The organism is Devosia sp. Root436, from assembly GCF_001426345.1.
Taxonomy (GTDB): Bacteria; Pseudomonadota; Alphaproteobacteria; order Rhizobiales; family Devosiaceae; genus Devosia.
This window is the reverse complement of record NZ_LMEM01000001.1, coordinates 1-26,300: the sequence shown is the minus strand read 5'-3', so window position 1 is coordinate 26,300 and position 26,300 is coordinate 1. Positions and strand designations below refer to the sequence as shown.

The window sequence follows — 26,300 nt, the reverse complement described above, 5'->3', positions numbered from 1 at the left end:
CGTCCCGGTCCCCAATCCGGCGGCGGGCTTTTTCATATCCAAAATTCGAGGTGCCCATGGCATGGCCTTGGCAACGTACCGTGGAAACGCGGGCCGAAGAGCGCGCGCAAGTCTGGCTTGTGCATGGCGCCGAAGTCCGTTCACTTTCTGCCCCGGATGACATGATCCGAGAAATCTTCGGGCTCGCCCTGACTGGCCCCGATGGGCTACCGAGCGGTGTTCGAGAACGCGCGCTGAAGTGCTCTGCCAGCTACGCCGCGATCCGCCTGATTTCAGATATCGTCGGGGATTTGCCGGTGCATGTGACCCGTCGCCTGGCGAACGGCGATAAGCAGCGCGTCCGCACCCATCCGGCTGAAATCCTGATGAACGGGCAGGCCAATGGCTGGACTTCTGGCGCTGAGCTACGCCGCGAGCTGACCGCCGAAATGCTGCTTGAGGGCAGCGGCTATGGCGTAGTCCTGCGCAACCGGGGCGGCAAGCCTGTCGAGGTGCAGCAGGCCAAGGCCAAGCGCTCCACCGACCCCGCGACCGGCGCGCCTGTCTACGCCGTTCCGGTTCATGGTGGCGGCGAACGTGTCGTGGCCTATGCAGATATGATCGAAATTCGGGCGCTGCTTGGCATCGCACCGAGCACGGCCGCGGCCAATGCGACTACGCTGGCGCTGCTGCTTGAGCGGTTCGGTATCAACCTTTTTGGCGCTAACGGCCGGCCATCCGGCCTGCTGGTGTTCAAGTCCAAGGTAGACGCCACCGCCGCCAATGCAGCCCGCGAAAGCTGGATGGCTGACGTCAAGGATTCCGGCGTTGCCGTGTTGGGCTCCGACGCCAACTACATTCCGCTGGCGATTTCCTCCAACGATGGCCAGCACATCGAAAACCGGCAGTTTCAGACGGCCGAAGTCCTGCGCTTCTATGGCGTCACCCCGACAAAGGCCGGCGAGCTTCAGGACGCCAGTTTGAACAACAGCGAAAGCCAGGCCCGCGCCTTCCTTGCCGACACGCTGCAGCCCATCCTAACCCGCTGGTCGGACGCGCTGAGCCGCTGCTTTCTTACCTCGCGCGAACGCCTGGACCACTCGATTTCGTTCGAGACGAAGGCGCTGGTGACCGCCGACATCAAGGCGCGGTTCGAAGCTTACGCGCAGGCGGTTGGTGGCCCGTGGATTACGCCGAACGATGCCCGCGCCGCCGACGACATGCCCCGCATTGATGAGGGCGACAAGCTCAATCTGCCGCAGGGCGCGGCCGTTCGTCAGGAGAACAAAGAGTGAACGAATACCTGACCATTGAGAGTGCTGAACTGCGCTTTGCTGTCGATGCCGCCACCGGCGAATTCGAGGGCTATGCCGCGATCTTCTCCGAGGTTCTGCCCCGCTACGGGGAACGCGTCATGCCAGGCGCCTTCACCCGAACACTTGCCGCGTTTGCCGGCAAGAAGCGCCTGCCACCCATGTTTTGGAATCATAAATCCGACGAACCAATCGGCGTCTGGACATCAATGACCGAGGATCGCCGGGGCCTGAAGGTCACCGGCAAACTGGTCACGACCACGACACGCGGCGCCGAAGTTCTCGAATGGCTCAAGGCCGATATGCCGCTTGGCATGTCGATCGGCTTCCGCGCCGTCGCTGACCGCCAGGTCAAGGGCATCCGCGAGCTTTCGGAAATCGACCTTATCGAGGTTTCGCTTACGGCCAATCCGGCCAGCGACAACGCCCGTGTCACGAAATTCAGGAATTCAGCCGAGCCGGCTGACCTGGCGGCTTTCATCAAGGAGGTTCGCCGCGCCTCCGCATCGCTTCGATAAGGAGGAACTACCCTTTGAAGCACTTTGACCCTAAGTCGGCTCTGCCGATTGAGACCCGCAATGACGATGACATCACGTCCGCCATTGCCGCCGTTACCGATCTGCGCAATTCGGTCACCGAATTCCGCACCGCCACCGAAGAGCGCATGGCCGGCCTGGAGGACATCACGTCCCGCCTCGACCAGCTCGAGGTGCGCGACCAGCGCCCCGGCTCCGAGACCAGCACCGAGCCCAGCGACGAGGCCCGCGCGTTCGGCACCTACCTTCGCATGGGTGACCGTACCCCGGCCGACGAAGTTCGTGCGCTGACGGTGAGCAACGACGAACAAGGGGGCTATTTGGCTCCCGCAGAAATGTCGTCCGAGTTTGTCCGCGACCTGGTCGAGTTTTCGCCCGTCCGTCGATATGCGTCGGTGCGAACGACCGGCGCATCGTCGGTGAAGTACCCCAAGCGCACCGGCGTTACCAACGCCGCATGGGAAGGCGAGACCGAAGAAAGCACGGAATCTACCGTCACCTTCGGCCAGCTTGAGGTGCCGGTTCGCAAGCTCATGACATATGTGGACCTGAGCAATGAACTTCTTGCCGACAGCGCGGGCCAGGCTGAAGCGGAAGTTCGCCTGGCCTTGGCTGAGGACTTCGGCAAAAAGGAAGGGTTGGCCTTCGTTTCCGGCGATGGCGTCAAGGCGCCTGAAGGTCTGCTGACCAATGGTGACATTCTGCACACGGTCAACGGCCACGCTGCCAATCTGAATTCCGACAAGCTTATCGATTTGCAGTATTCGCTGCCGTCCGCCTATCGGAACGCACCGAATGCCGCCTGGGGCATGAACGGCGGGACGATTGCCGCCGTGAAGAAGTTGAAGGATGGCAACGGCAATTACCTGTGGCAGCCGTCCTATCAAGCCGGCCAGCCGGAAACCCTTCTTGGCCGCCCGATCGTGGAAATGGTCGATATGCCTGATATCGCTGACGGGGCCTTCCCGATCATCTTCGGCGACTTTTCGGCCTACCGCATTGTGGATCGCTTGGCCCTGTCCATCCTGGTCAATCCGTACACCCTTGCGACCAAGGGCATCACCCGAATTCACGCAACCCGCCGTGTCGGTGGCCGCGTGATGCAGGCCGCCCGGTTCCGCAAGCTGAAAACCGCCACGTCGTAAGGAGATTTCCCAATGCGTGACCTCTATCACAACATTGCTGCCGTCCCGGCCCTTGCGCCCGCGGTGCAGGCGGCCAGCATCGACGGCGCCGCCATTGACCTTCTCGGCTTCAACCGTGCCGCCATCATCGTCTCAACCGGCGCTATCGTCTCAACCGGTGACTTCTCGGTGAAACTTCAGGAGTCCGATGCCAGCGGTTCCGGTTTTGCAGACGTTGATGTCGCATATGTCGATACCGACGCGCCGGCAACGCTTGAGGCTACCAGCGCGTACCGGCTCGGATATCGCGGCCACAAGCGCTATATCCGCACTGTTCTGACCAAGGCTGGCGGCACTTCTATCGCCGCTAGCGCTGTGGCGGTGCTTGGCGATCCTGCTACCGCACCCGTCGCCTAACCTCCTCTGGGGGCGGCTTTCTGAAGGTTGCTCGCGTCTCGACCCATACCGGCAAGCACTGATCCGCGCCCCCCCTCGATCCTTCGAGCACGGCGGTCAATTAGTGCGTAGACGCACCCCAGCCCGCCAGCATCGGCTTCCACTGCTCAAACTGGCGGGCAACAACTTCTCGGACATGATGATGTTGCTATGCCTTCAAAGCCACCCCGGCTGTGCTCTTGCGGCCGCGTGGTCGCATCGGGCCAGCAATGTCCATGCCAGGCAGCACGGCGAGCCGAGGCAATGCGCAAGCGAGGCAGCGCCACCAGCCGCGGCTATGATAGCACCTGGCGCCGTGAGGCAGCAGCCTTCCTCTCCGATCCTGCTAACCGCCTCTGTGCCGTCTGTGGCCGCCCTGCCAAAGTAGTGATGCACATCCATAGCATTCGCCTCCGGCCCGACCTCCGCATGAACAAGAGCAACTGGCGACCCGGTTGCCATAGCTGCAATGCGAAGGAAGCCGTGCTTGGCTATGCGCTGCCGAGCCTCGCCAGCAAGCGCAAGTAGGCAGACCCAAACCACACCCATTCCACCACCGGGGCGCCGTCAGCCGGCTGTTCATGGTTTGTGCTACCTATCCCGCCAAAGACGGCGCAACGCCCGCCAGCGGCCCGCGCTGTGGCCTGACGGGGTAGTCAAAGCCAAATGAGCCTCGTTCAGAGACCGCCCCGCTCCACCAAAATAACACAGCGCCGCACCGGATTTGTCCGAATTTGGAGGCATTGCCATGCCCGACACGCCGATCGCTACCTCCGAGGCAGAACTTTGGGCCGCGCTGCAACTCGACTTGGAGCCGTTGGGCACTGAGCCCGAAACCTATGCGCCCGTTGATGCCGCCTTCGTCCGTTCGCTTATCGTCGCGGCCGAAGATCGCGTCTCCCGCTTCTGCGGCGTTGCCCCAATCGATATGGACGCCGTGCCGCCGAACCTGGCCGCGGCGATCCAGATTGACGTTTCCACCCATTATTTCGCCCGCCTGAATCCGGTCCTGCCCGACGCTTGGGCTGAGATGATCGCCCCTCATCGCAAGTGGGGTTTCGGCGGCGCCGTTGCCGAGGAAAGCGCCACCTGATGGCGCGCGTCCAAGGGCTGGATAAGCTCAACCGCAAAGTCGCGCGCATGCCAGCCGCCGCAAAGACCGAGATAAAACGCGGTCTCGATACCGGCGCCGATAAGCTGGTTGCGATGGCAAAGGCCCTTGCTCCGGTTGCTGACGGCGACGTCAAGGCGAGTATTCGCAAGGAGCCGGGAGCGCACGAGCTTTCCGTTGTGGTGCGTGCCGGCGGCCCCCCGGGAAGCCCGGCAGAACACGCGGTTTTCGTGGAATTTGGGACTGACGACACCGAAGCCCAACCGTTTCTGATGCCGAGTTTCCGGGCTCTGAAACGCTCCATCCGGTCGAGCATCGCGTACCGCATCGTTAAAGCAGCAAAGGCGGTGGCCAATGGCTGAGCCGACTCCTATGGACCCCAGCAAAATGCGCGATCGCATCGAAATCTGGCGACAAACTCTCATCACCGACGAAAACGATTGGGAGGTTGAGCACTACGTTCTGCACCGTACAATTTGGGGACGTATCCGATACCAGTCGGGCCGTGAATTCCGCGAAAAGGGCATGGCGGGCGCCACCACGCTTGCCACCTTTTCGATCCGGTGGCGCGACGACATCGCCCAGCAAGACATGCTCAAGAGCGGTGACACCTGGTGGAACATCCGCGCCGTTGTGCCAGTGGGCTTCAAGGTCGGTGTGGACATCAACGCCGAAAGCGCAGGGGAGCCCCCCAGTCATGACTAACGTGGTCCATCTGGTGCAGCCCGCCCGGAGATATGCCCCTCGTGCGCCGGCAACGTTGGGCAAGGTCGGCAAAGAGACCTGGCGCCGCGTCATGGCGATGCTGGGCGACGATATTCCCGAAGAGAGGCTAGACCTGGCCCGGATGTACTGTGAAGCCGTGGAGGCCGCCCACGAATGCGCGATGATCCTGAAAAAGGAGGGGCGCGTCATCCATCAGCGCGGCAAGCCCGCCAAGGCCCATCCCACCGTGCGCTCGCATCTCCACTACCAGCAGCAGGCGGCCCGCTGGGCCCAAGCACTGGGCATCTATGCCGGCGCGGTTTCCAAAGACAAGAAAGTCCCAAATGGAACTTCGGCCAGCTTGGATTATTGACGACTCTCCGCTGCCCGACCCGAGGGGCTTGGGACAGGAAGCTGTCGAGTTCATCGAGTCGTTGATCTTGCCATCAGGTGACCCCTTCCTGCTCATTCGTGAGCAAGAGCGCATCGTTCGGAAGGTATTCGGCGACGTCGATCCGGTCACCGGCCGGCGCAAAGCTCAAACCGTCTATCTTCACCTCCCCTCTGGTTCGGCCAAGTCCACACTCGCCGCGGCATGCGCGTTGCTGCTGCTCTGTCACCCGAGCTTTCGAATCCAGAATTCGCAACTGGTCATTGCCGCCGCCACCCGCGAACAGGCACGCTCCACGGCATTCGGTATCGTGGAGGGCTTTATCCGCCGCCGCTATCCCGACGAAGTCGATCTGGCGGGCAAGTACCGGGTTGTTTCCAATGCGGTGACGCAGGAAATCGAACACCTGGCCAGCGGCTCGACATTGAAGGTCACCAGCCGGTCACCTAGCGCCAACGAGGGGCAAACGCTGCTCTTTATCCTGGCGGAAGAAACCCACGCATGGACCCGGCAGGCTGATCGGCTCTGGGATGTACTGTTGAAGGCGCAGGCAAAAATCACCGCTACCACCCCGCTTGCGATGGTGGCGACAACTGCCGGCCAAGGCGTCGGTGGCATTGGTCACCGCCTCTACACGATCAGCCGGGACATCGCTTCCGGCAAGGTGGTGAACCCGAGCTGGTTGCCCGTCATTTACGAGGCCAGCGCAGACGACGACTGGCGCTCACCTGAGGTGTGGAAGCGCGTCACCTTCGGCCTGGGCAAGTACAAGTCTCTCGACGTTCTCCGCAACCTGGCGATGATCGCGGAAACCAGCGCCACCGCCCGCGCCGAGTTCTTGCGGTACCATCTGAATTCGTGGTTGGAAGGCGTCACCGAGCCATGGATCGATGCCGCTACCTATGACGACGAAGACGACGAAGACGCCGCCGCGCCGTTTACGTTGGACGATGTTGCGCATCTGCCTTGCTACATAGGTCTGGACGCCTCCCAAACCGACGACCTAACCTGTGTCAGCGCTGTGTTCCACGACGAGGAAACCGGCTGCTTCTACGTGGTCCCCACCGTCTGGTGCCCCGCCGAAAGCATCCAGCGCCGCACAACCGACGATGGCCAGCCCTATGCCGAATGGGCCGAGTCCGGTGACCTCATCGCCACCGAAGGCAACAGCATTGACGAGACCGTAATCGAGGCTCGAATCCGCGAGCTATACGACGATGACCGGCTTGATATCCGGCGCATCGGTTACGATCGATATGGCGTCAATCGCATGATGACTCGGCTTCACGAAGACGGCTTGCCTGTGCTCGACGTCCCGCAACGTGCCTGGCCGATGTCCCCCGCCGCCAAGTTCACCGAGCGCCTAATCCTTGACGGCAAATTGCGACACGGCGGGCACCCGGTATTGCGCTGGGCTTTCCTCAATGTGCCCCTGCCGAAACCATCGCCCGATGGCAATATTCGCCTCTCCAAAAAGGACCGCAGCCGGAAGATTGACCCTGCTGTCGCCACCGTTATCGCCATCGCCCTATGCGCCGTGGTGGATAACGAGAAAACCCTAAACTTTGAAGACCTTACCGGCCGCCCTTCGGCTGAAGCGTAACTTATAGGTTTCCCAATGGCTGCTGACACGTTGCAGCGCTTGTTCATTGAGTTGGACGGGCGCGTAGATCGCTTTGAGAAAGCCCTTGCCCGAGCGCAGGGCAAAAACACCCGCGCCATGACGCAGATGAAAAAGCAGGTCATCGGCTTTGAATCGACCTTCGCCAATATGGGGCGGGGCGTTGCCGGCTTCTTCATCGGCGGTGCTGCCCTTCGCGGTGCGACCCGGCTGGTCGATGCGAGTATCGGCATTTCAAATGCGCTCAAAATTGCCGGGCTCGAGGGCGAAAACCTCAAGGCCGTGTATGATGGCCTCTTTGCATCGGCGCAGCGCAATGCAGCGCCCATCGAAAGCCTAGTGCAACTCTATAGCCGCGCCTCGCAATCGGCCGCCGATCTGGGCGCCAGCCAGGCCGATCTTCTGAAATTCGTTGACGGCGTTGCGGTCTCGCTTCGCGTCTCCGGCAAATCAGCGGAAGAAGCATCCGGGGCACTTCTCCAATTGGGCCAGGCGTTGGGCAATGGTCGCGTGCAGGCCGAAGAATACAACAGCCTTTTGGACGGCGCTTATCCCCTCCTGCAGGCCGTCGCCGCTGGCCTGACCGAAGCCGGCGGTTCTGTCGGTACGCTGACCCGCCTGGTGAAGGACGGAAAGGTCAGCAGCAAAGCGTTCTTCGACGCCTTCCAAGCCGGTTCGGTGGTGCTGGAAGACAAGGTGGCCGGCGCCGAGGTCACAGTCTCTTCGGCCTTCGTGCGGCTCGGAAATGTGCTGATCGACACGGCCGGCAAGTTCAATTCGACATCTGGCGCGGGGCAGCGCTTCGCCAATTTCCTCGACGTGCTCGGCACGAAGATCACCGACATGGTGAATTCGCCCGGCTTCGATTCCGCGCTGAACGATCTTGGCGACGAGATGCAGGCGACGTTCGCCCGCGACATGCGCGATATCCAACGCGTCATTGCTCTCGCTGAAGAACTAGCCGCCAAATTCGACCGCTACGGAGAGGCCGTCTCTGACAGCACGATTGCCCTTGCCGAGTCCGAACAGGCCCTGGCCAACTTCGCGGGCCATACCGCCGGCAAAATGGGCGAAGTCGATGCCGCCGCCCAAGACCTGTTCCAGCAGGTGCTAGAGGGCAAAGGCACGGCAGAGAAAGCGGCGGAAGCCATCGCCGCACTTGGTGATGCCAACCCCGATTTTGCGCCGCTGCTGACCAAGATCGGCGCGGTGATCCAGCGCATCTACGCATTGCGCGGGGCGGCAATTGCCGCGACCAAGCCGGACGTGTCCGGCCTGCCGATGAGCTATGCCGGCCAGGACGCGGCGCCACCGAAGCCGAGCGTCCCGGTCAAGCCGGTAACACTGGCCGATTATCCGCTGACGGGCACCGGCTCAGGCGGGCGCAGCAGCGCCACCAGCGAGATTGATCGCCAGAAGAAGGCCGTTACCGACCTGATCGACCGGCTTCGCTTCGAGCACTCGATTATCGGCATGTCTGCCACGGCACAGGCAAAAGCCAACGCCCTACGCGAAGCCGGCGCCGCCGCAACGGCAGAACAGCAGGCCGAAATCACTTCGCTAATTGATGCCACGGCCGCCGAGCAGGCCAGCATTGACGCTCTGTCGTCCACCTTCGACGCCCTGGCTGATATTGGCCGCTCCGCGATCGACGGCATCATTTCCGCCTTGGATGACGGAAAAGTCAGTGCCGAGGAATTTGGCTCGATCCTGTCCGATATTCTTGGCAAGGCCGGTTCCTTCTTCCTGAATGCGGCTTTCAGCGGCATCGGCGGAGCCTTCGGCCTGCCCGGATTTGCTGATGGCGGCCGCACCGGCCGCATAACATTCTCTGGAAATTGCGAGGTTTTGCCATGAGCGTTGCCACAGCTACAATTCGGCGCAACCGTATCGTCTTGCTGACGGACGCCGCCGTTTACCGCTCCGATGGCGTTCTGGTCGATACCCGCCGCAAGGTTCGGCCTGTGCCGGGATGCGAGGGCGCTGCCTTCACGTCGCGCGGCGTTATCGGGGCGATCGACATGTTCGCCGCGGCGTGCTCGCATCATCCCGCCCGCGACTTCGACGCGCTGGTGGAGGGGTTGGACCAAATTTGGACCGACTTCGACAAACTCATGTCCGAGTTGATGGCTGGCGCTACCTGCGAAATCATCATCGCCGGCTGGTCCCGCGCTCGCCAACGGGGCGAAGTGCTCTATCGTGCTACCCATGCCAATAACATGGTGCAGGGCGGCCAGAAGGGCACAACCTACCTGTTCACCGGGCCCGGCCATTTCGCTTTCGGTGCTGATGAAAGCCTGATGGGCGACGTTGACGATTTCGACCCCCGCAGCGATGGTCTCCGCGCCGTCAATGCTGCCCGCAAGGAGCTTTTCGACCTGAGTTGCGGTGAAGCAAGCGAGCCGGTGATGGGCCATTCCATCGGCGGCTGGCTCGACGCCACCACCATTGGCGCGGACCGCCGGGTGAAGACGGAGACCATCCACACCTGGCCCGATAGGATCGGCAGCAAGATCAATCCAGCCCGCGCGGGAGTCATGGCGTGATGGACCTCAACCTTTCCACGCTCCGAGCGCTCGAAGGTATTGCGGTAATGGCCGATCCTAAAAACTTTTCACCCGCCACTGTCGAAAAGTGTCGGCTGCTCAAGATCGTGCTGGACTCGATCCCCGAGAGTGAACGTACCGAAGAAATGACCGTGGCTCTGGACATGTGTCGGGCCGTCACGCGTAACCTGTAGGTTTCATAAACATGTCCGCCATAGACATTGCGCGCGCCATCCTGGCCGCCAACAGCACCGTCACGTCCGCCGCTCAAGGTGGCTTCCACCCGGTAGAGCTTCCCCAGAACGTCACCCTGCCGGCGGTGGTCCTCCACCTGGTCAATGACGACGATGGCCGCAACCTGACAGGCACAAACGGGTACCCGCTCGCTGGCATCATTGTGGATTCCGTCGCTGAATCCTTCGGCGCGGCCAGCATCCTTGCCGACAAGATCAAGGCCGCGCTTAACAATTATTCCGGCACAATCGGCGGCGCCGCGGTGACGTCCGTTTTTCACAATGGCCTGGACCTTTTCGACCGAGGCGGCCAGGGCGGCAAATGGCGCCGCCGGCTGGGCTTCGATATCCGCTATCGCCTGGCCTGACCCATGGGCGGCAGGATCAAGAATAGCACCCGATCGGGATACACCCAGCACCGACATGGCGAGACGTTCCAGAGGGGTTTGCCTTACCTCGCCAAGCGCGTTCCCGAAATTCTAGGAGCCGACCAGTTTAGCGAACTGGTGGTAAAGACCGTCGAAATCGTTCGGGACTGGCACTTTAATCGCTGGGAACACGAGGGGGCTATTCGAGCCACCTACCGCACCGAATTCATCCGCCGTGGGCATGGATGGGTGGCGTCTGATCAGCAGGCCGAAAAAGTGCTGCACAAGGCTTATGTCTCACTGGGGCGCGGGCCGGAATCCCGCCCGACCTGGTGGCAGGGCCAGCATGAGGCCATTATCGGCCGCGATAATTGCATCAGGTGCCGGCGTGATCTTACGGCCGAGCAGCGGCAAAGCGGCGAGCGGTACTGTGGCGATCCCTGCCGGCTCGCAGATAAGGAATACCGGGCCGAGATAGCGGCATATGCCGATAGGCTGATGCGGGCCACCGCTCAAGATGCTGTAGCTCGCGCGAAGCGTGGCACCCGCCTTTGCGTGATTTGCAATGAGCCATTCTCACCCGGCAAGGACGAGACGCAGACATGCTCTCCGCGTTGCACCGGCGAGCTTCGACGCATCCACCAGCCCCGCCAGTGCGCCAACCCTGCGTGCTCGAATGAGTTCACGCCCAGCAACGCGACTTCGCGGCCAAGTCTCTATTGCTCGCCCGAATGCTACCGCGCTGGCATAGCATCCACCTTGCCTATGCGGCGCTGTGCAGAGGCTACCTGCCAGGACTGGTTCCAACCCAAGGTTCCCAAAGCCAAATTCTGTTGCCACACCTGCGCTGCCAAGGACAGTCAGCGCAAGAAAGCTAGCGCACGCGGGCCATTGCATCCCGAGCGGCCATGCGACCATTGCGGCAAGCTATTTCGCCCATTCAACAAGCGCGGCCGGTTCTGCTGCCTCGAGCACAAGGTAGGATTTTTTAACGCCGCCCGCAAAGCTACCAAAGGCTAAAACCGAACGGTCCGGCACCGAGTAAACGGACGCTCGGCATCGTCTTCCGGCTCGATGTCTATTGCCAGCAGCATGCGCCCTTGGCCCTGGCGTTTTACATAGAAGTTAGCCTTCTCATGGTCACCGAAAGCAGTCTGGAGGTGACCCTGGGGATGGAAAGCACTTTTCTGGCCAGCGTGAGTGACCGTTAGCGATGTCTCCAAATGACGTCCCGCATTCGCTGGCTCTTTGAAAGACTTTTGGTCCCATTCATGATCCCCGGGCACCGTGAACAGATCTTGGTGCCGAGCGATACGACCCGACGGGGGCCACCATATCCGTATCTTTTTGGCCGTATACCCGGCATTCGAACGGCTCCGCATGCTCAGGGTGGTATGTTGCCAGTTAATGGCGTCCCAACCTCCAGCCGTTGCTTCCACCCTCACAATCAATGATTTTGATCGCTGGTCATGTTTCCACCTGATCCAGTGTAGATAAAGCGCCCCGGCTGACCCCAGCGCGGCAAAAGTGGAGACGATGGTTGCGTACGTTTCCATTCAGTCGTCTCAGTCATGCATACGACTTAGCCGGCCCAAAATGGACACCTGGCCTAGAAGGATAAATCCGCAGAACATACCCAGAAAGGCAATGATCAATTGGATGTCTGACCGATAGGCCGCGAAGCCGATCGCCCCTACCACGAACGCCGCAACAGCAGCGAGAATCAGTAGAACCCGCACTCAGCTATCCCCCATTGAAGACTTCGGCTCCCCGACTATAGGTGTTCACCTAGAGGGGGTAAAATCGATGTCACCAGCAGAAATGGACGCATTGCAAAAGTCAATGACCGAGGGAGAATCCGCTCTGCTCATTGCAGCGGGCATGGCGATGTTTTCCGCCATTGAGGCGGGAGCTCCGCAGCGGACACTAATCGATCGGCTGACGACGCACGAAAAGAACTACACGCTCATTGGACAGCCCAAGGCTGCCGCCATTATGTCGATGATGATCGCCATGGTCCAGAGCACTCAGCGACGATAGCGCCCCTGCTGCAATCAACGACAAATGCGCCCGCTCCCTCAAAAGGGGGCGGGCTTTTTTCGCGTCTGTGCGACCCGGATTGATATGGGATTGATTGTCAATTCATGCTGTATTGACAATGACTTAGCGGGCAACGACACTTTACAGGTCACGCATTCACAGGCATGGTTCTGGCACCGATCAGGAGAGACGCCATGACCGATGTTGACCGGCCTGCTCAATTGTCTACCGCCGTCCGAGATGCGCTGGCCCATGTCGAACGCGCGCAGCAGATAGTGTCCGAGATGCTGCTTGCCGACGAAACAGAAGCGTTTGTGACCAGGCATCTTTATGTGGCCGAGAGAGCGCTCACGAAGTTGCAGCAGGAACTAGATGCTCTGCGGGCTGGTGGAGGCGGCAAGGCGAGGCGATCCTGACTTGAGCTGGTTAGCGACCGTTCGAGAGGCATGGCGGTTTGCTATTAATAGCGACTTTGTAAAGGAGGAGCGATTCAGGGATAGTGACCCCTGGCACCGAAAGGTAAGCCACCGTCGGATGTTGGCGCTCTCAATACGGTTCTCCGACTGGCTGGCAGGCGCTGCGAACGGACTTCTTAAGGTGGTTGAATGGACGCTCGTCATCGCCCTATTCCGATTTCTTGCCAGCCAAACTGGACACGCCGCATTTAACGCCATCGCAACCGCCTTATTCGTTTCGCTGGTGCTTTATTTGGGAAGACATTTCATCCCCTTCGTATTGTACGAGGCACGAACAAAAAGCCTGTCCAGCATCACGGTTTCCGCGGTGATTTCGATTTCCGCGGTCATCGTTGCAATCATATGTTTCGCAGCAATAGGCGAACTAGTTGAGATCGTGGCGGTAAATCAAAACATCCTATGAATTGGACAAGCCCCTTTTTCGGATACCCTGGTGGCTACCCTGGCTCATTTTCCAACTTCTGTTACCCGCCCGAAGAACTCCCAAAAATTAATGCAAAATCAATGTGGTGCGGGCGACGAGACTCGAACTCGTACGACTATACAGTCTCCGGATTTTAAGTCCGGTGTGTCTACCATTCCACCACGCCCGCGTCAGAGCGCAGGTAGCATGGAGGATCGGGGATGCCAACGCGTTATACGATCTCGAACGGGAATGGCGACGGAGCCCAAAGATGCTCGACCTTGTGCAACCGGACGGCAGCGGCCTCCCATGCATGAAGTTGCGCCGCTATTGCCGCGGCATCCCCGGCGGACAGGAGGTCGAAAATCCTTCTGAAGCCATCCTGCGACTGGTGCAACCGACCCAGGGCGTAGGAATCTAGACGCGCGGGGCGACTGTGGGGTGAACGATGTTTCCGCAGCGCGGCTGTCCGCTGTTCAACGGCGGCGTCTATGCGGGCGAGCACTTGGGCGAAGTATGGGGCGGCCCTGGCAAAGTCGCCCTTTGCCAGCAGCGGCATGGCGAAGGTCATGGGACCAGGTCCAACGATCGGCTCGGCTTTCCAGGACAGGGCGGGCAGATCGTCGATCTCAGCTGTCCGCAGGATGTCCGAGGCAATCAGTTCCATCTCTTCGAGCAGTCGTGCTTGCGTTTGATCGTTGACATGCCCCACCCCCCGAACCAGCCTGGCGCCTGCGCCAGCGCGATATTTAGGAGGCGGACCAAACATGGTCGCCACGGACCAACTCGGCTGAATGTAAGCCTTGCCAGACGTACGATCGATGAAAAAGCTCCGCATGAGGTGCCCAACCGGTCTCAGGACGACACTTCTCCCCACCAGTACGAAGTCCGGATGGCGTGCAAGAAATGGCTCAACAATCCATGCGACTTGTGCGGCCGTGCTCATTCAGACCATACAGGCAGGTGTTGGCGCATTTCGAGGATGACGACGGGCATACCAGGAAAGCGCATATTCCACGCCGCCAAGATCTTCAGGACACGCGCCGACCGTAACGGACATCGCTTTCGAACGCACCATGGCGGGCCGCACTTTCGAGGCGCAGCCGTTTTTCTTCCAGATCCTTTGGTAGCCGTCCCATGCCCCGCTCCCAATTTAATCCGGACGCAGGGTCTCACGGCTTTGTCAGGCGGGGATAAGTCTGCCGCCCCTCAGTCCGTCCCGCCCGAGATCGGCGCGACATAGGCAACATCCAGATCCCACGGGAAGAAAATCCACGTATCCTGGCTGACTTCGGTGATGAACGTATCGACCAGCTCGCGCCCCTTGGGTTTTGCGTACACTGTCGCAAAGTGGGCGCCGGGGAGCATTTCGCGGACGACGCGGGCGGTTGAGCCGGTGTCGACCAGATCATCGACGATGAGGATCTTGCCGCCCTTGCCGGCAATGTCGAGGATCGGCTGGCTGATCGACTTGAGCACCTGGATGCCGCCCTGGTTCTGGTGGTCGTAGCTCTTGACGGCCACGGTTTCGACCGTGCGGATATTGAGTTCGCGCGCCACGATGGCGGCCGGCACCAGCCCGCCGCGGGCGATGGCCACCACGGCGTCGAACGTACCCATCCCGGCCAGCCGCCAGGCCAGCGCCCGGCTGTCGCGGTGAAACTGGTCCCAGGTGACGGGGAACGACTTCTGGTTCGGATTGCTCACGATCGGGGCTCCTGCACCGGCGCTGCCCCGCGCCGGGATGAATGGGAAGCGTCGTGCTTAGCAAAACCCGGCCACCGCGCCAATCACCCAGCGCGATTATGCCCAGTCAATAGACGTCGTCGGGCATGGCAATGCCGGCCTTGCGATGCGCCTCGCTCACCATTGCGCGCACCTTGCCCGCCGCTTCCTCCAGCCGCGCCACATCGGACGAGCGCAGCACCAGCTCGGTCATCACCCGATCCTTGCCCATCTGCGGATAGGAGCCCATCTTGACGTCAGGGTATTGCGCCTGCAGCGCCCCGAGCGGGCCACCCAAAGTCCCCTCGCCCACCGCAGCCTTCACGGCCACCGAGAGCACCTTCCTGCCGCCCTTGAGCGTGGGCACCAGCGCTTCGAGCATGGCGCGCATGATGACTGGCACGCCGGCCATGACATGCACATTGCCGATGCGGAAGCCCGGCGCGGCGCTGACGGAATTGACGATGAGCGTGGCGCCTTCGGGAATCCGCGCCATGCGCAGCCGCGCCTCGTTGACCTCGGTGCCCGTCTGCGCCCAGCGCGCCTCCAGCATGGCCCGCGCCTCGGGATGGATCGGCAGGGCCACGCCGAAGGCCTTGGCAATGGCATCGGCGGTGATGTCGTCATGGGTCGGACCGATGCCGCCGGTGGTGAAGACATAGGTGTAGCGGGCGCGCAGCGCGTTGACCGCATCGACGATATCGTCGGTCTCGTCGCTCACCACCCGCACTTCCCTGAGCTCGATCCCCAGATCGGTGCAGAAATCGGCGGTGGCGCCGATATTGACGTCCTTGGTCCGCCCCGAAAGGATTTCATCGCCGATGACCAGGAGGGCGGCGGTAACGGTGTCTGGACTGGGCATGGGGAGATTCCGTGGCTTGTTGCCCGCCAGCAATGAACCCTGCGCGATATCGCCGTCAAGGCGAGCCGCCGCCCTTCCAATCGCCGGGGCAAGCGACTAATTTGACATCAATTCTCCGGAGTCCCGCATGATTACCTTCGTCGATGCCCCCGCCAAAGCCCGCCGCACCCCCGGCGTCATTCCGCTGCATGGCAGCGAAGGCTTCGAGGGCATGCGCAAGGCCGGGGCCTTGACGGCGCAGGCGCTCGATATCCTCACCGAATATGTCGAGCCCGGCGTGCCCACCGCCACCATCGACAAAGTGGCCTATGAATTCGCCCGCGATCATGGCGCCGTGCCGGCGACCATCTTCTACAAGGGGTACCGGCATTCCCTCTGCACCTCGATCAACCATGTCGTCTGCCACGGCATTCCCGACGAGCGCCCGCTGCGCGACGGTGATATCGTCAATATCGACCTGACTCTGGTGGTCGATGGCTGGCATGGCGATTCCAGCCGCATGTATCCGGTCGGCGAGATTTCGCGCAAAGCCGAACGGCTCATCGAGATCACCTATGCCAGCCTCGAAGCCGGCATCGCCGCGGCCAGGCCCGGCAATACGACCGGCGATATCGGCGCGGCCATCCAGGCCATTGCCGAGGGCGAACGCATGAGCGTGGTGCGCGATTTCGTCGGCCATGGCCTCGGCAAGCTCTTTCACGACGAGCCCAACATCATGCATTTCGGCACGCCGGGGTCAGGCGTTCCGCTCAAGCCCGGCATGATCTTCACCATCGAGCCGATGATCAACCTGGGCCGCCCGCATGTGAAAATCCTCTCCGACGGCTGGACCGCCGTGACCCGCGACCGCACCCTTTCGGCGCAATGCGAGCACTCCATCGGCATCACCGAGACCGGCTGCGAGATTTTCACCCTCTCTCCCGGCGGGCTGTTCAACCCCATGGCCGTGCGGGCAGCATGAGCAAGGATCGGCCCGACGAATTCGCCGAGGCCCCTTTCCCGGCGCCTGAGCCGGACGATCACGCCGGCCACCGCCAGCGCGTGCGCGAACGCTTCCTCAAGGTCGGCGGCGATGCGCTGGAAGATTATGAATTGCTCGAACTGGCGCTGCAACTGGTCATTCCGCGCAAGGACACCAAAGGCCTAGCCAAGACCTTGCTGCGCGAGTTCGGCTCGTTTTCGGGCGTGTTCAATGCCAGCGAAGCCAGGCTGTCCAAGGTCAAGGGGCTCGGCGAGACCACCATCGCCCATATCAAGGTCATCCAGGCCGTCGCCGCCCGTTTCGGACGCGACCGGATCGACAGCGACCAGCCCATTCTGTCATCCTGGTCGCAGCTCATCGACTATTGCCGCAGCCAGATGGCCTTCGAGTCGGTGGAACAGTTCCGCATCCTGTTCCTCGACAAGAAAAACCGGCTGATATCGGACGAGGTGCAGCAGACCGGCACGGTCGATCACACCCCGGTCTATCCGCGCGAGGTCATCAAGCGCACGCTCGAGCTGTCCGCCACCGCGCTGATCCTGGTGCACAACCACCCCAAAATGCCTATTTCGATCACGCAGGATCACGCTGTATCACACTGATTCAGCTGTATTTTTTGACTTGTCGTAATCCCGGCTAGTGTGGCAGATTCGGGGTGGTTTTCGGGGGGTTAAAACCCCTACAGACCCCAGTTGCCGACTCCATTTTCGGTGGTGACCCCACCTCTCAAGCGTCGGCTAGGCAAACTCTCAACCTACGGGAGAAACGAGCCATGCCGAGCATCACGGATGGAGAGATACGCGCCGCACTTAAGCGGATCGAACAAAGCGGCAAACAGGAAACGCTTGTCGATGGCGACGGACACGGCACCGGCCGTCTCATCCTTGTGATGAAACCCATGCCCACACGTGTGACCGCTGACTGGATGGCGCAACAGTGGCGTGACGGGAAGCGGATCAAGAAGAAGATCGGCTCCTACCCGTCGATGTCCCTCGCTGCCGCACGCGAGATCTTCGACCGCGACTTCGCCAAGGTCATCCAGAAGGGCCGCAGCATCAAGATTGCGACCGACGCCCGCGCCGGAACTGTCGAGGACCTTTTCGGGGGCTATGTGGTTGCCCTAAAGGCCGCGGGCAAGCCCTCCTGGAAGGAGACAGAAAAGGGCCTGAACAAGATCGCCAACACCCTCGGTCGCCATCGCCTTGCCCGCGAAATCGACCCCGAGGAGATTGTTGAGTTGATCCGGCCGATCTACGAGCGCGGCGCCCGCTCCATGGCAGATCACGTCAGAAGTTATGTCCACGCCGCCTATAGCTGGGGCATGAAATCTGAACACGACTATCGGAACTCATCGCCGCGTCGGTTCCGCATACCGTTCAATCCAGCATCGGCGATCCCCACCGAGCCGAAGGTGCGCGGCACCCGCTGGTTGGATGAGACCGAGTTCACTCGGCTCTATTGGTGGCTCGACTGCCCCGACGTTCCGGTGCACCCCTCCTACCCTCGTGCCATCCAGCTGATCATGCTGACCGGGCAGCGCGTTGAGGAGATCGCGCGCCTGCACGTCGATCAATGGGATGCTGCCGAAAAGATCATTGACTGGTCAAAGACAAAGAACGACCAGCCGCACGCTGTACCGGTCCCGTCGCTGGCGGCAGAGCTCATCGAATCCACTATCCCGAACGAGTACGGTTGGTACTTCCCATCGGCGACTGACCCTTCGAGGTCGGTCAGCCACGGCTCGCTTTACAGCTTTGTCTGGCGGCAACGGGACCGCGGGGTCATCCCCTTCGCAACCAACCGCGACCTGCGCAGAACCTTCAAGACCCTGGCTGGCAAAGCCGGCCTCTCCAAGGAAATCCGAGATCGCCTGCAGAACCATGCGCTGCAGGACGTAAGTTCCAAGAGCTACGATCGCTGGACCTACATGCCTGAAAAGCGGGCAGCCATGAAAAAATGGGACGCATATTTAAGGAGGCTGCTCGCCCGGAAGACGTTTAGGCAGGCCGCCTAACCAACCTGCGCGCTCATTTCACTATGACCTCGGCGACGGCGCCTACCCTGCCGACCGCTTCGCGCCCCATTTCTGCCGTTCCGGCTGCCCTTTCGAGTGCCTGAAAGCGGTCGGTCCGGTCAGGGCCTCCCCAGGGTTAAAAAGGGGGTGAGAAGGCGCCAGTGGGTTTCGGGCAAATGGCCGCGCTTTAGCGGACACTCTCAAGCAGGCGGAGCCCAGAACGCATATGTCCCGGGCCCCTGACGTTAGAACTCCATCCCAATGGTCCTGCGGATGGTTATCTGCACCGCCGCAGTTTCCTTGACGCCGCGTCAGTCTAAAGATTGCACATCTCCACTTTGCTGCCGACCACGTCGGAACTTCGCCTGCAGGCCCAGATAGAGCACACCGGCAACCACAACAAAGATCGGAAAGCCGCTCGGAGGCATTAGCGGCGCCGAGGCCCCGCCCAAATCAACAGGCCGAAGCCCTACAAACCGATCGTCAGTGAGACCAACAAGCACTCCAGGATGATCAGGGGACAGCAAACCCTGCCTATCGTGAGCCAGAAAGCGAAACCTTCCAGCACATGAGCTTTGCGTTGGTCCGCGACAGTCCCCCAATGCTCCCAGGTCCATAGGCTGCATGAGAACCATGCTGGGCATGGTTAGCCGCATCCAGGCCCAAGACGTTCAGGTGTATTATTCCGGGCCCTATGATGCCGAAGCTGGAGAGTTTGATCATCGCGCTATTGCTCACTGCACGACCCTCCAGTTCTCGCTCCACCCCAGTTCGACACGGGCCTTGCTGCTGTCTCTCAAGCGGAGGCATGCAAAAGCTGGGGTCGACACACCAAGATGGGGGAACGAACTTTGCGGCGCCTTCTCATGATCGGATGCAGTGCGGTTGTGCTGCAAGCGAGCAAACGAGGCGGGCCGGCCGGTTCATGGCTTGAGCAGATGATGGCTCGAAAGCCGCGTATGCTGGTCACGGCCGCACTGGCCAACAAGACTGCGCGCATCGTCTGGGCGCTGCTCATCAAGCAAGAGGATCATAAACCTCCGGTCGCTGCTACGGCGTAAGCCAAGGACGGGCCAGAGGTCGTCGGAGGCGGAGTCGGTCGAAGGAAGATATGGCGCAAGAGACCGGGCGGAAGCGATCCCATCTGACATGCTGACCTAGCGCAGGAACAGTCCGTGGCCACAATTCTGAAGCGCGCGCCTAACCTCCTCCACCTCCGACAGCTCGGCGATGGCGTGTAAACGTCTTTGGCGTCGGGTTAGGAGCCAGTCTCGGAGCGACCTGGGCGCTCCGAGAGCGACAACGCCGGCATCCGTCCGAACGATCGGGTCAAGCTCATCCATTTGGACCAGCGTACTCGTAGATGTCGAGGCCGCCGCACGGGCGAAAGCCAAGCTGCTCGTAGACCGACCTACCCATGGTCGAAGCGGCGAGGACCGCGAGGTCGTTGCCGCGGTCCCTGGCCTGTCCGAGCACCGCCGTAAGCATTCGACTCGCGATGCCCCGCTTGCGATACCCTTCCAAAGTGAAGATGAAGTAGCACCCGGCCGTATTGTCCAGTTCGAACGTTGTCATAGTGGCAACGGCCTTTCCGTCCCAAAAAGTCAAATAGTGGTGCCAAGGGCCGGAGCCTGCAAAGCCAAGCGTCGCGTACACGCCCGCTACCCAATCGGCCTCCTGTGCTCCCGCACCGAAGCCGGCTCCGAGGGTGGTGCGCCAAAGTTCGAGGTCCTGAGGGGTACTGACTTCCTTGAATGAGAGTTCTGCCACTCGTTGGGTCGGGGCCGACCAACCGCGCAGGTCGAGGGCCATCGCCACCTCGTCAGCGCCTCGCCTAAAACCCTTCGCCAGCAGACGTTCGGACAGGTTCGCCGGTTCCATCGAGGGCGTGACGTGCCAAGACCCGGGGACCTCGAATTCATCGAAGCAGGCGACGACCTCGTCGATCGCGTCGTCCACCGTTTCCGGACTGAGATGCGCCCGGACCACGGCGTTGTGGTAGTCGATAGGCGAGCCGCCGATTGTCCAAGCCAGTGAACCGTCCTGCCGTTGCCGCCCACCACCAGCTTGTCCCATATCGATCAAAAACCTGCCGAGATTTTCCTCGGCCCGTTCCATAACTTGCATCGGACAAATCTTTCTAACCAGATTGATGGTTAGAATGTCGCCTGATATACGTTTCCTTGTCAACAACCTGGGAGATGAATGATGTTTTCCCGCCGCGGCGCTTTCTCCTTCGCCAACGAGCGCCCAATCCTTTTGGGAGGGGCGCTGTGCCTGGATTTTATAAACACTATCGGCTGGCGCGGAGACCCCATCCGCACGATCGAGTTCATTCCCTCATATTCAGAGCTCGTTCATTGGAGCTTGGGGAGCGGCGTGCTGGACCAGCACAAATCTGCGCATCTGATCGATGAGGGATTGAGGAATCCAGCCAAGTCGACGGCTGCCCTGGAGGTTGCAAAGGAACTGCGTGTCGAGCTGGAAAGCGCGTTCGACCCCGACCTGCGGCAATCCACCAACCTGTCGATTGCCACGGCCATCCTGCGTTCTGTTGGCGACCTTGAAATGCTCGTTGCAGGTGCCGATGGGCTGCGCTGGACCAGCACGGCAACAGGTTCTGACATTTTGCTGCCATTGGTACCGGTCGCGATCTCTGGGCTGGAGCTGGCGACTTCAAGAAAGAGAGAGATGGTAAAGCGTTGCGCCGACCAGGATTGCGCATGGCTCTTTATCGACGACACACGCAATCACTCCCGCCGCTGGTGTTCGATGGAGGACTGCGGGAACCGGGCAAAGGCTGGCGCCCACTATGCCAGGCGAAAGCAAAACTTCTGAGGGGCAGACATGCCAACACTGAGCATGCCCGCTAACTCCGTTGGCCGGTCGGACCCGTCGGCTGATGCCGGAACGGCTGGGATGGGCCGTCTTGCCGACCAGCGATCGTCTTCCGTTTTTTGGGATGTACTGGTACGTCATCCGTTTAGGCAGCGGGGTCATCCGGCGGCTTTGGCTCTACGCAATTGTCAGGTGCGCTGTTAGCGGTGGCGGCGGGACGCGCGCTCCCAGGCACCGCGGTGGCGCCAATTCTATGATGTCATTTCCCGTTTGGCCTCCTTGAGAAACGCAATGGCGTCGAATGCCGTGGGCTGAATGACCATGTGGTGGCGACCGAGATTACTATCGTCAAAAACTGGACCTACAGCGAGCATTGAACGAGGCGAACAGAACCATCGAAGTAGCTCACCTGCAACGCTCGGCTCGACCCAATGTGAACCGAGCCTGGAACTCGTGAATAGTGCTTCAGCTTCGAGGGGAACCGTGTGCGTCGCTTTCTCGTCCAGAACGTCCCCAACAGTGACTGCCAAGGCCTTGTAGGTCACATCAGGTAGCCGTTGGCGGAGGAGATGCCCAAACGGTTGCCGCTGCGAGTCCTCTCCGCTAATCTGCACTGGCGCCGCTGCCACATGCGCGACCCCACCTAAATACAAGACCCTGCCAACTCGCCTGACAAGCTCGGCCACGCCCATTGCGAAGCCCTCGTCGGGTTCGCTGGCGTCAGTGTCTACTCCAACAAACCTGACGTCCCTCGATCGGGCTTTTAAGGTGGCGAGAAACTTTGCAAACTGCTGCGAGCGCCAGGGCCGGAACGCGCCTGCCATGGCTCGTGACAGGTCGTTGTTACCTCCGCTGACATAGTCGTTGAAGCGTTCCGCCGAGGCAGGCGTGTCCTCGATGGCAATTGTGCGGAAGGACTGGTGATCGGTCACTTGCAGCGCAGCATCGAAAAACATGTCGTTTAGTGCTGGAAGGTTCAAAGCCCCCCGCGCCGCGATACCGACGCCGATTACATCAGCTTCTCTTGCAAACCTGTCGATCAGCGTGCTGCCCGCGAATGGCGTTGTCGCAGTTCGCGCGGTATCTACCGTCGCATCGGCCTTGTTGAAAGGCATCACGTCCTGCACGTCGGCTACTCCGCATCCGAGACGGCAAAAGCAATCCGGCCCAGAATGTGTTGATCGAGAAGCCTGTGCCCCAATTGCGCTTCCTCTAGCGTCAACATCCTTCCAACATGGACCTTAAGTCCAACAGCATCACTCACGTGGTTCAGCGCGTTCATTAGATGGTTGTCATAGTCAGCGTTGTAGGACGTAAGAACCGTGTTAGGTGGGGCTTCTGGTGTAGGGAAAACCCCATTCGGCACCGCGATCCGCCCGCCTGGCTTCAGCCATTTCAAGACGCTGTTTGCCTGGTCACCGCCGCCAGTGACCAGCGCGGCATCAATTCGCTCCGGAGCGGCCGCCTGCAGCTGTGCCAGAACATCTGCGGCCTTTCCATCTATCGCAATATCGGCGCCAAGCGTCTGAGCTAGCGTAGCGCCGTCAGGACCGGAGGCAACTGCAATCACTCTAACGTTAAACGATCTTGCCAGTTGAATAGCCAGATGACCCATCCCGCCGCTAGCGCCATAGACGAGCAGCGTCTCACCTGCTGCGACCCGAAGGACGTCACGGAGGCCACGCAAAGCCGTGCCGCCATTGCTGGCGAACGCACCAGCTTCAGCCATGGTCAGCCAGCGCGGTACTGGCCAAACTTTGTCTTCATCCACAGCAACATAGTCAGCATGGAAACCATCCTTAGGTGTCCGCAGTCCGACAATTCCGTAAACTTGATCGCCAAGTTTTCGCTGGGTGACCTTTTCGCCAATAGCCACCACGGTCCCTGATCCCTCGGACCCCAAGCGATAGGGAAATGCGGCAGGTACGTCAGACATTTCGGCGAACAGCCCCTCTCGCTCGAAAGCATCCCAATGACCGATGCCAGCTGTATGCACACGGAGGAGCACCTGGTTAGCTTCTGCCTTGGGCACTTGAACCGCTACTAGATGAAGTTGTTCATCGCCACCAAAGCTATCGATAGCCACGGCACGCATGCTGCCAGGAACATCAGCCCTAAAAAAATCAGTGTCACTCATTGGATCACCCATATTGTTTGACGGGCTTACAATAAGTAATCTGGTAACTCTTGGTAAGAACGCACCTGGAGGTTAGTTTTGGCGCCACGCAATCAAATCATTGAAAATGAAAGAATTTTTTCTTCAGATCCTTTCACTTCCGACTGTCCTGGTCGTGAGATATTCATCCATGTCACCAGCCGTTGGGCCCTGTTGATCCTTGCTTCGTTGAGCGTTGGACCCATGCGCTTCCACATGCTGCGCGACCGCGTGGACGGCATAAGCGAAAAGATGCTGTCGCAGACTCTGAAGACATTGTGCCGCGACGGTTTAATCGACCGAACCGTAGAGCCAACTGTTCCACCGCAGGTGACTTATGAGCTGACACAAATCGGTCTTGAACTTGCAGGTCTTTTGAGGGAGTTATCAAGTGGATGGGGCGACGTGTGCCCGACATCATCGCCGCCCAGTCTCACTACGATTCGCTGAGTTGAACCGTGACCTCCACTCCGATGCGCCTTTCCTGATGACGCAAAATACTGTCTCATTCCGGCCTGGCGCCCGCAGCCAAGTGTTTAACCCCACTCGGACATTACCCTCCGCAAAATCCGGATTGCGAGATCACCGATCCTTGGCGTTGCAATTCCTGGGCCGCTAACTCTGGAAGCGATTGGTGCTCGACCTCGCGCTATTAGGCCTAAGTGTGAGGCCCCCCAAGCTGTCAACTTTGCAGATGGCTATGACTGCCGATACCAATACATCTGACCGACCGAACGGCCAGTTTTCCATATCTCGACTTGATACAGGTCTCATCTGAATGGCCGGTTTCGGGATTTGGCCTTTCAAACCTGTACGTCAGTAATGGGGTCGGGAGCGTCCTGGCAGAAGTGCGCCCCATTTCAGATGAGGTGGATGGCTCCCGCTCCCGGCATCTGAGTGCCAAAATGGGTTTGCTATCAGGCAACCCGAGCAAAGGAGCCATCCGCCATGCAGCGATTTCAGATGAGGTGGATGGCTCCCGCTCCCGGCATCTGAGTGCCAAAATGGGTTTGCTATCAGGCAACCCGAGCAAAGGAGCCATCCGCCATGCAGGTTACCACCGTGGGCCTAGATCTGGCCAAGAGTGTTTTTCAGGTTCATGCCGTTGATGCGTCTGGAGATGTTGTTGTGCGCAAAACACTCCGGCGATCTCAGGTTCTGCCGTTCTTCACCAAGGTACCGCCCTGTCTGATCGGCATTGAGGCGTGCGGCACATCCCACCATTGGGCTCGAGAGCTGACAAAGCTGGGGCATGAGGTCCGCATCATGCCGCCGGCCTACGTGAAGCCCTATGTGAAGCGCAGCAAGAACGATGCCGTGGACGCCGAGGCGATCTGCGAGGCCGTGACCCGCCCCACCATGCGTTTCGTGGCAATGAAGTCGACCGATCAACAGGCAGCCCTGTCGTTGCATCGGGTACGCGATCTTCTGGTCAAACAGCGCACACAGCTGGTGAACATGATCCGCGGTCTGCTGGCCGAGTTCGGCATCGACATCCCAGTAGGTTTAGAGCGGGCGCTTGGACTGGCGCGCCAGATCGCGGACAGTGAATGCGAACCAGATGTACCCGCTGTAGCCAAGCAGATTCTCAATCTTCTATGTGCTCAGGTCCTCGACACCCATGTCCGTTTGCAGGCGATCGACCGAGCGATCATTGCGCTGCAGAGAACTGACGATGTGGCGCGACGACTATCGACCATTCCTGGCATCGGTCCGGTTGGCGCCACAGCGTTGGCGGCATCGGTTGCCGATCCGGGACAGTTCCGCTCCGGTCGAGAGTTCGCCGCCTGGCTGGGGCTCACACCCTCGCAAAACTCGAGTGGTGGCAAGGACCGACTCGGTCGCATCACCAAGATGGGTGACCGGTATCTGAGAAAGCTCTTGGTGATCGGCGCCACCTCTCTGGTCCGCCGAGCCAGGTACAAGCCCGAGGCGGCCGATCCCTACCTCCTGGCGTTGCTTGCCCGAAAGCCGGCGCGTGTGGCGAGCGTGGCCATGGCCAACAAAATGGCCCGCGTGGTCTGGGCGGTCATGGCGCGCGGCGAGGTCTACCAGGCTCGCCATGCCCCCAGCGTTGCGGCGTAAGGGAGATTGAATCCTGGATCAAGCAGTTCGAGCCGATCAACCGGCTCCATGAAGTTGTGAGAGCGAAGCGATGTGATGGCGAAACCGGTCAGGCCGGAAACAGGGACAACCCGTCGAACGACCGAGGCGCAATAGCCTGAATTTCAGATTGGGACCCTGTTCGCCGACCCCATCAGGGCCAGCAGTCTCTAATGGCTGCATCAACAGGCCGGACAGAAGACTGCACCCGACCAATGCGCCAGAACGTCGAATTATCTCTTGCAATGCGGGAGCCATCCACAGAGGCGTTCGGGGCTTCAAGTTCCACCCGACCTACCAGGCCTTCTACCCAAATGACCGCGCGGCCTATCCCCTCTAC

Annotated in this window: 29 protein-coding genes, 1 tRNA gene and 1 pseudogene; 24 read left to right on the top strand and 7 right to left on the bottom strand. The window is 60.5% G+C overall.

Annotated features, from left to right (window positions below; genetic code table 11):
* Positions 1-56 precede the first annotated feature (56 nt).
* The 17 genes from ASD04_RS00150 (at position 57) to ASD04_RS00065 (ending at position 13,281) form a co-directional block, all read left to right on the top strand.
* Positions 57-1,274 (top strand): phage portal protein, encoded by a 1,218-nt coding sequence (locus ASD04_RS00150; RefSeq protein ID WP_082530884.1) that lies wholly within the window; start codon positions 57-59, stop codon positions 1,272-1,274.
* Positions 1,271-1,810 carry an HK97 family phage prohead protease gene (locus ASD04_RS00145; RefSeq protein ID WP_056250832.1) on the top strand — a complete coding sequence of 180 codons (540 nt, stop codon included), beginning with the start codon at positions 1,271-1,273 and terminating at the stop codon, positions 1,808-1,810. The genes ASD04_RS00150 and ASD04_RS00145 overlap by 4 nt, the downstream gene beginning before the upstream one ends.
* Before the next feature lie 14 nt (positions 1,811-1,824).
* Positions 1,825-2,973 (top strand): phage major capsid protein, encoded by a 1,149-nt coding sequence (locus ASD04_RS00140; protein ID WP_056250829.1) that lies wholly within the window; start codon positions 1,825-1,827, stop codon positions 2,971-2,973.
* Positions 2,974-2,985: 12 nt separating this feature from the next.
* Positions 2,986-3,369, top strand: a complete 384-nt coding sequence (locus tag ASD04_RS00135) for a hypothetical protein (protein ID WP_056250827.1) — start codon at positions 2,986-2,988, stop codon at positions 3,367-3,369.
* Between the two features lie 766 nt (positions 3,370-4,135).
* A complete protein-coding gene (locus ASD04_RS00125) occupies positions 4,136-4,480 on the top strand; it encodes a hypothetical protein (protein WP_056250823.1) in 345 nt (114 codons plus the stop codon).
* Entirely contained in the window at positions 4,480-4,860 is a 381-nt protein-coding gene (locus ASD04_RS00120; protein WP_056250819.1) for an HK97-gp10 family putative phage morphogenesis protein, read from the top strand. Before ASD04_RS00125 ends, ASD04_RS00120 begins: the two co-directional genes overlap by 1 nt.
* Positions 4,861-4,885: 25 nt before the next feature.
* Complete coding sequence (locus ASD04_RS00115) at positions 4,886-5,203, top strand: phage head closure protein (RefSeq protein ID WP_162245087.1); 318 nt, start codon at positions 4,886-4,888, stop codon at positions 5,201-5,203.
* The gene (locus ASD04_RS00110; protein WP_156461074.1) at positions 5,196-5,576 is read left to right on the top strand and encodes a P27 family phage terminase small subunit; all 381 of its coding nucleotides are present in this window, start codon (positions 5,196-5,198) and stop codon (positions 5,574-5,576) included. The genes ASD04_RS00115 and ASD04_RS00110 overlap by 8 nt, the downstream gene beginning before the upstream one ends.
* Positions 5,548-7,197, top strand: a complete 1,650-nt coding sequence (locus ASD04_RS00105; protein WP_162245086.1) for a terminase TerL endonuclease subunit — start codon at positions 5,548-5,550, stop codon at positions 7,195-7,197. The genes ASD04_RS00110 and ASD04_RS00105 overlap by 29 nt, the downstream gene beginning before the upstream one ends.
* 15 nt (positions 7,198-7,212) lie before the next feature.
* Complete coding sequence (locus tag ASD04_RS00100; RefSeq protein ID WP_082530881.1) at positions 7,213-9,072, top strand: tape measure protein; 1,860 nt, start codon at positions 7,213-7,215, stop codon at positions 9,070-9,072.
* On the top strand, positions 9,069-9,761 hold the full coding sequence (locus ASD04_RS00095) for a hypothetical protein (protein WP_056250807.1): 693 nt from the start codon (positions 9,069-9,071) through the stop codon (positions 9,759-9,761). Before ASD04_RS00100 ends, ASD04_RS00095 begins: the two co-directional genes overlap by 4 nt.
* Positions 9,761-9,955, top strand: a complete 195-nt coding sequence (locus ASD04_RS00090) for a hypothetical protein (protein ID WP_056250804.1) — start codon at positions 9,761-9,763, stop codon at positions 9,953-9,955. Before ASD04_RS00095 ends, ASD04_RS00090 begins: the two co-directional genes overlap by 1 nt.
* 11 nt (positions 9,956-9,966) lie before the next feature.
* A complete protein-coding gene (locus tag ASD04_RS00085; protein ID WP_056250801.1) occupies positions 9,967-10,362 on the top strand; it encodes a DUF3168 domain-containing protein in 396 nt (131 codons plus the stop codon).
* Between the two features lie 3 nt (positions 10,363-10,365).
* Positions 10,366-11,382, top strand: coding sequence for a hypothetical protein (locus ASD04_RS19275; protein WP_156461073.1), 1,017 nt, complete (start codon positions 10,366-10,368; stop codon positions 11,380-11,382).
* Positions 11,383-12,168: 786 nt separating this feature from the next.
* Positions 12,169-12,402, top strand: coding sequence for a hypothetical protein (locus ASD04_RS00075; RefSeq protein WP_156461072.1), 234 nt, complete (start codon positions 12,169-12,171; stop codon positions 12,400-12,402).
* Between the two features lie 194 nt (positions 12,403-12,596).
* Positions 12,597-12,818, top strand: coding sequence for a hypothetical protein (locus tag ASD04_RS00070; RefSeq protein ID WP_056250793.1), 222 nt, complete (start codon positions 12,597-12,599; stop codon positions 12,816-12,818).
* A gap of 1 nt (position 12,819) precedes the next feature.
* Complete coding sequence (locus ASD04_RS00065) at positions 12,820-13,281, top strand: hypothetical protein (RefSeq protein ID WP_156461071.1); 462 nt, start codon at positions 12,820-12,822, stop codon at positions 13,279-13,281.
* A 104-nt stretch (positions 13,282-13,385) separates the two neighbouring features.
* On the opposite strand, the gene ASD04_RS00060 is transcribed toward ASD04_RS00065, so the two are convergent.
* The 4 genes from ASD04_RS00060 to ASD04_RS00045 form a co-directional block, all read right to left on the bottom strand.
* A tRNA-Leu gene (locus tag ASD04_RS00060) sits at positions 13,386-13,471 on the bottom strand.
* Between the two features lie 42 nt (positions 13,472-13,513).
* Positions 13,514-14,227 carry a hypothetical protein gene (locus tag ASD04_RS00055; RefSeq protein ID WP_156461070.1) on the bottom strand — a complete coding sequence of 238 codons (714 nt, stop codon included), beginning with the start codon at positions 14,225-14,227 and terminating at the stop codon, positions 13,514-13,516.
* 263 nt (positions 14,228-14,490) lie between these two features.
* Positions 14,491-14,988, bottom strand: a complete 498-nt coding sequence (gene gpt, locus ASD04_RS00050; protein WP_056250780.1) for a xanthine phosphoribosyltransferase — start codon at positions 14,986-14,988, stop codon at positions 14,491-14,493.
* A gap of 106 nt (positions 14,989-15,094) precedes the next feature.
* Complete coding sequence (locus tag ASD04_RS00045) at positions 15,095-15,868, bottom strand: competence/damage-inducible protein A (protein WP_056250777.1); 774 nt, start codon at positions 15,866-15,868, stop codon at positions 15,095-15,097.
* A gap of 127 nt (positions 15,869-15,995) precedes the next feature.
* On the opposite strand from ASD04_RS00045, the gene map reads away from it, so the two are divergent.
* The 4 genes and pseudogenes from map to ASD04_RS19770 all read left to right on the top strand — a co-directional run.
* Complete coding sequence (gene map / locus ASD04_RS00040; protein WP_082530880.1) at positions 15,996-16,829, top strand: type I methionyl aminopeptidase; 834 nt, start codon at positions 15,996-15,998, stop codon at positions 16,827-16,829.
* Positions 16,826-17,452 carry a DNA repair protein RadC gene (gene radC / locus ASD04_RS00035; protein WP_056250775.1) on the top strand — a complete coding sequence of 209 codons (627 nt, stop codon included), beginning with the start codon at positions 16,826-16,828 and terminating at the stop codon, positions 17,450-17,452. Before map ends, radC begins: the two co-directional genes overlap by 4 nt.
* A 170-nt stretch (positions 17,453-17,622) precedes the next feature.
* Positions 17,623-18,864, top strand: a complete 1,242-nt coding sequence (locus ASD04_RS00030; protein ID WP_056250773.1) for a site-specific integrase — start codon at positions 17,623-17,625, stop codon at positions 18,862-18,864.
* Positions 18,865-19,660: 796 nt separating this feature from the next.
* A pseudogene (locus ASD04_RS19770) lies at positions 19,661-19,925 on the top strand (IS110 family transposase); the annotation flags it as partial.
* Between the two features lie 274 nt (positions 19,926-20,199).
* Here ASD04_RS19770 and ASD04_RS00025 read toward each other — a convergent pair.
* A complete protein-coding gene (locus ASD04_RS00025) occupies positions 20,200-20,991 on the bottom strand; it encodes a GNAT family N-acetyltransferase (protein ID WP_056250770.1) in 792 nt (263 codons plus the stop codon).
* 78 nt (positions 20,992-21,069) lie between these two features.
* Between ASD04_RS00025 and ASD04_RS00020 the strand changes: the two genes are divergently transcribed.
* Positions 21,070-21,702, top strand: a complete 633-nt coding sequence (locus ASD04_RS00020) for a CGNR zinc finger domain-containing protein (RefSeq protein WP_082530879.1) — start codon at positions 21,070-21,072, stop codon at positions 21,700-21,702.
* A 251-nt stretch (positions 21,703-21,953) separates the two neighbouring features.
* Here ASD04_RS00020 and ASD04_RS00015 read toward each other — a convergent pair whose 3' ends face one another.
* On the bottom strand, positions 21,954-22,829 hold the full coding sequence (locus tag ASD04_RS00015) for an erythromycin esterase family protein (protein WP_056250763.1): 876 nt from the start codon (positions 22,827-22,829) through the stop codon (positions 21,954-21,956).
* A 5-nt stretch (positions 22,830-22,834) separates the two neighbouring features.
* Positions 22,835-23,839, bottom strand: a complete 1,005-nt coding sequence (locus ASD04_RS18990) for an NADP-dependent oxidoreductase (protein WP_162245085.1) — start codon at positions 23,837-23,839, stop codon at positions 22,835-22,837.
* A 78-nt stretch (positions 23,840-23,917) separates the two neighbouring features.
* On the opposite strand from ASD04_RS18990, the gene ASD04_RS18985 reads away from it, so the two are divergent.
* Positions 23,918-24,307: a helix-turn-helix domain-containing protein gene (locus ASD04_RS18985; protein WP_200940209.1), complete on the top strand. Its 390-nt coding sequence runs from the start codon at positions 23,918-23,920 to the stop codon at positions 24,305-24,307.
* A gap of 597 nt (positions 24,308-24,904) precedes the next feature.
* Positions 24,905-25,942 carry an IS110 family transposase gene (locus tag ASD04_RS00005; RefSeq protein WP_056250751.1) on the top strand — a complete coding sequence of 346 codons (1,038 nt, stop codon included), beginning with the start codon at positions 24,905-24,907 and terminating at the stop codon, positions 25,940-25,942.
* Positions 25,943-26,300: the final 358 nt, after the last annotated feature.

Excerpts from the sequence above, each read along its gene's own strand:
- ASD04_RS00150 (WP_082530884.1), top strand. The coding sequence starts at position 57 with ATGGCATGGCCTTGGCAACGTACCGTGGAAACGCGGGCCGAAGAGCGC.
- ASD04_RS00135 (WP_056250827.1), top strand. The coding sequence starts at position 2,986 with ATGCGTGACCTCTATCACAACATTGCTGCCGTCCCGGCCCTTGCGCCC.
- ASD04_RS00125 (WP_056250823.1), top strand. The coding sequence starts at position 4,136 with ATGCCCGACACGCCGATCGCTACCTCCGAGGCAGAACTTTGGGCCGCG.
- ASD04_RS00120 (WP_056250819.1), top strand. The coding sequence starts at position 4,480 with ATGGCGCGCGTCCAAGGGCTGGATAAGCTCAACCGCAAAGTCGCGCGC.
- ASD04_RS00115 (WP_162245087.1), top strand. The coding sequence starts at position 4,886 with ATGCGCGATCGCATCGAAATCTGGCGACAAACTCTCATCACCGACGAA.
- ASD04_RS00110 (WP_156461074.1), top strand. The coding sequence starts at position 5,196 with ATGACTAACGTGGTCCATCTGGTGCAGCCCGCCCGGAGATATGCCCCT.
- ASD04_RS00105 (WP_162245086.1), top strand. The coding sequence starts at position 5,548 with ATGGAACTTCGGCCAGCTTGGATTATTGACGACTCTCCGCTGCCCGAC.
- ASD04_RS00100 (WP_082530881.1), top strand. The coding sequence starts at position 7,213 with ATGGCTGCTGACACGTTGCAGCGCTTGTTCATTGAGTTGGACGGGCGC.
- ASD04_RS00095 (WP_056250807.1), top strand. The coding sequence starts at position 9,069 with ATGAGCGTTGCCACAGCTACAATTCGGCGCAACCGTATCGTCTTGCTG.
- ASD04_RS00090 (WP_056250804.1), top strand. The coding sequence starts at position 9,761 with ATGGACCTCAACCTTTCCACGCTCCGAGCGCTCGAAGGTATTGCGGTA.
- ASD04_RS00085 (WP_056250801.1), top strand. The coding sequence starts at position 9,967 with ATGTCCGCCATAGACATTGCGCGCGCCATCCTGGCCGCCAACAGCACC.
- ASD04_RS19275 (WP_156461073.1), top strand. The coding sequence starts at position 10,366 with ATGGGCGGCAGGATCAAGAATAGCACCCGATCGGGATACACCCAGCAC.
- ASD04_RS00075 (WP_156461072.1), top strand. The coding sequence starts at position 12,169 with ATGTCACCAGCAGAAATGGACGCATTGCAAAAGTCAATGACCGAGGGA.
- ASD04_RS00070 (WP_056250793.1), top strand. The coding sequence starts at position 12,597 with ATGACCGATGTTGACCGGCCTGCTCAATTGTCTACCGCCGTCCGAGAT.
- ASD04_RS00055 (WP_156461070.1), bottom strand. The coding sequence starts at position 14,227 with ATGAGCACGGCCGCACAAGTCGCATGGATTGTTGAGCCATTTCTTGCA.
- ASD04_RS00045 (WP_056250777.1), bottom strand. The coding sequence starts at position 15,868 with ATGCCCAGTCCAGACACCGTTACCGCCGCCCTCCTGGTCATCGGCGAT.
- map (WP_082530880.1), top strand. The coding sequence starts at position 15,996 with ATGATTACCTTCGTCGATGCCCCCGCCAAAGCCCGCCGCACCCCCGGC.
- radC (WP_056250775.1), top strand. The coding sequence starts at position 16,826 with ATGAGCAAGGATCGGCCCGACGAATTCGCCGAGGCCCCTTTCCCGGCG.
- ASD04_RS00030 (WP_056250773.1), top strand. The coding sequence starts at position 17,623 with ATGCCGAGCATCACGGATGGAGAGATACGCGCCGCACTTAAGCGGATC.
- ASD04_RS00025 (WP_056250770.1), bottom strand. The coding sequence starts at position 20,991 with ATGCAAGTTATGGAACGGGCCGAGGAAAATCTCGGCAGGTTTTTGATC.
- ASD04_RS00020 (WP_082530879.1), top strand. The coding sequence starts at position 21,070 with ATGATGTTTTCCCGCCGCGGCGCTTTCTCCTTCGCCAACGAGCGCCCA.
- ASD04_RS18990 (WP_162245085.1), bottom strand. The coding sequence starts at position 23,839 with ATGAGTGACACTGATTTTTTTAGGGCTGATGTTCCTGGCAGCATGCGT.
- ASD04_RS00005 (WP_056250751.1), top strand. The coding sequence starts at position 24,905 with ATGCAGGTTACCACCGTGGGCCTAGATCTGGCCAAGAGTGTTTTTCAG.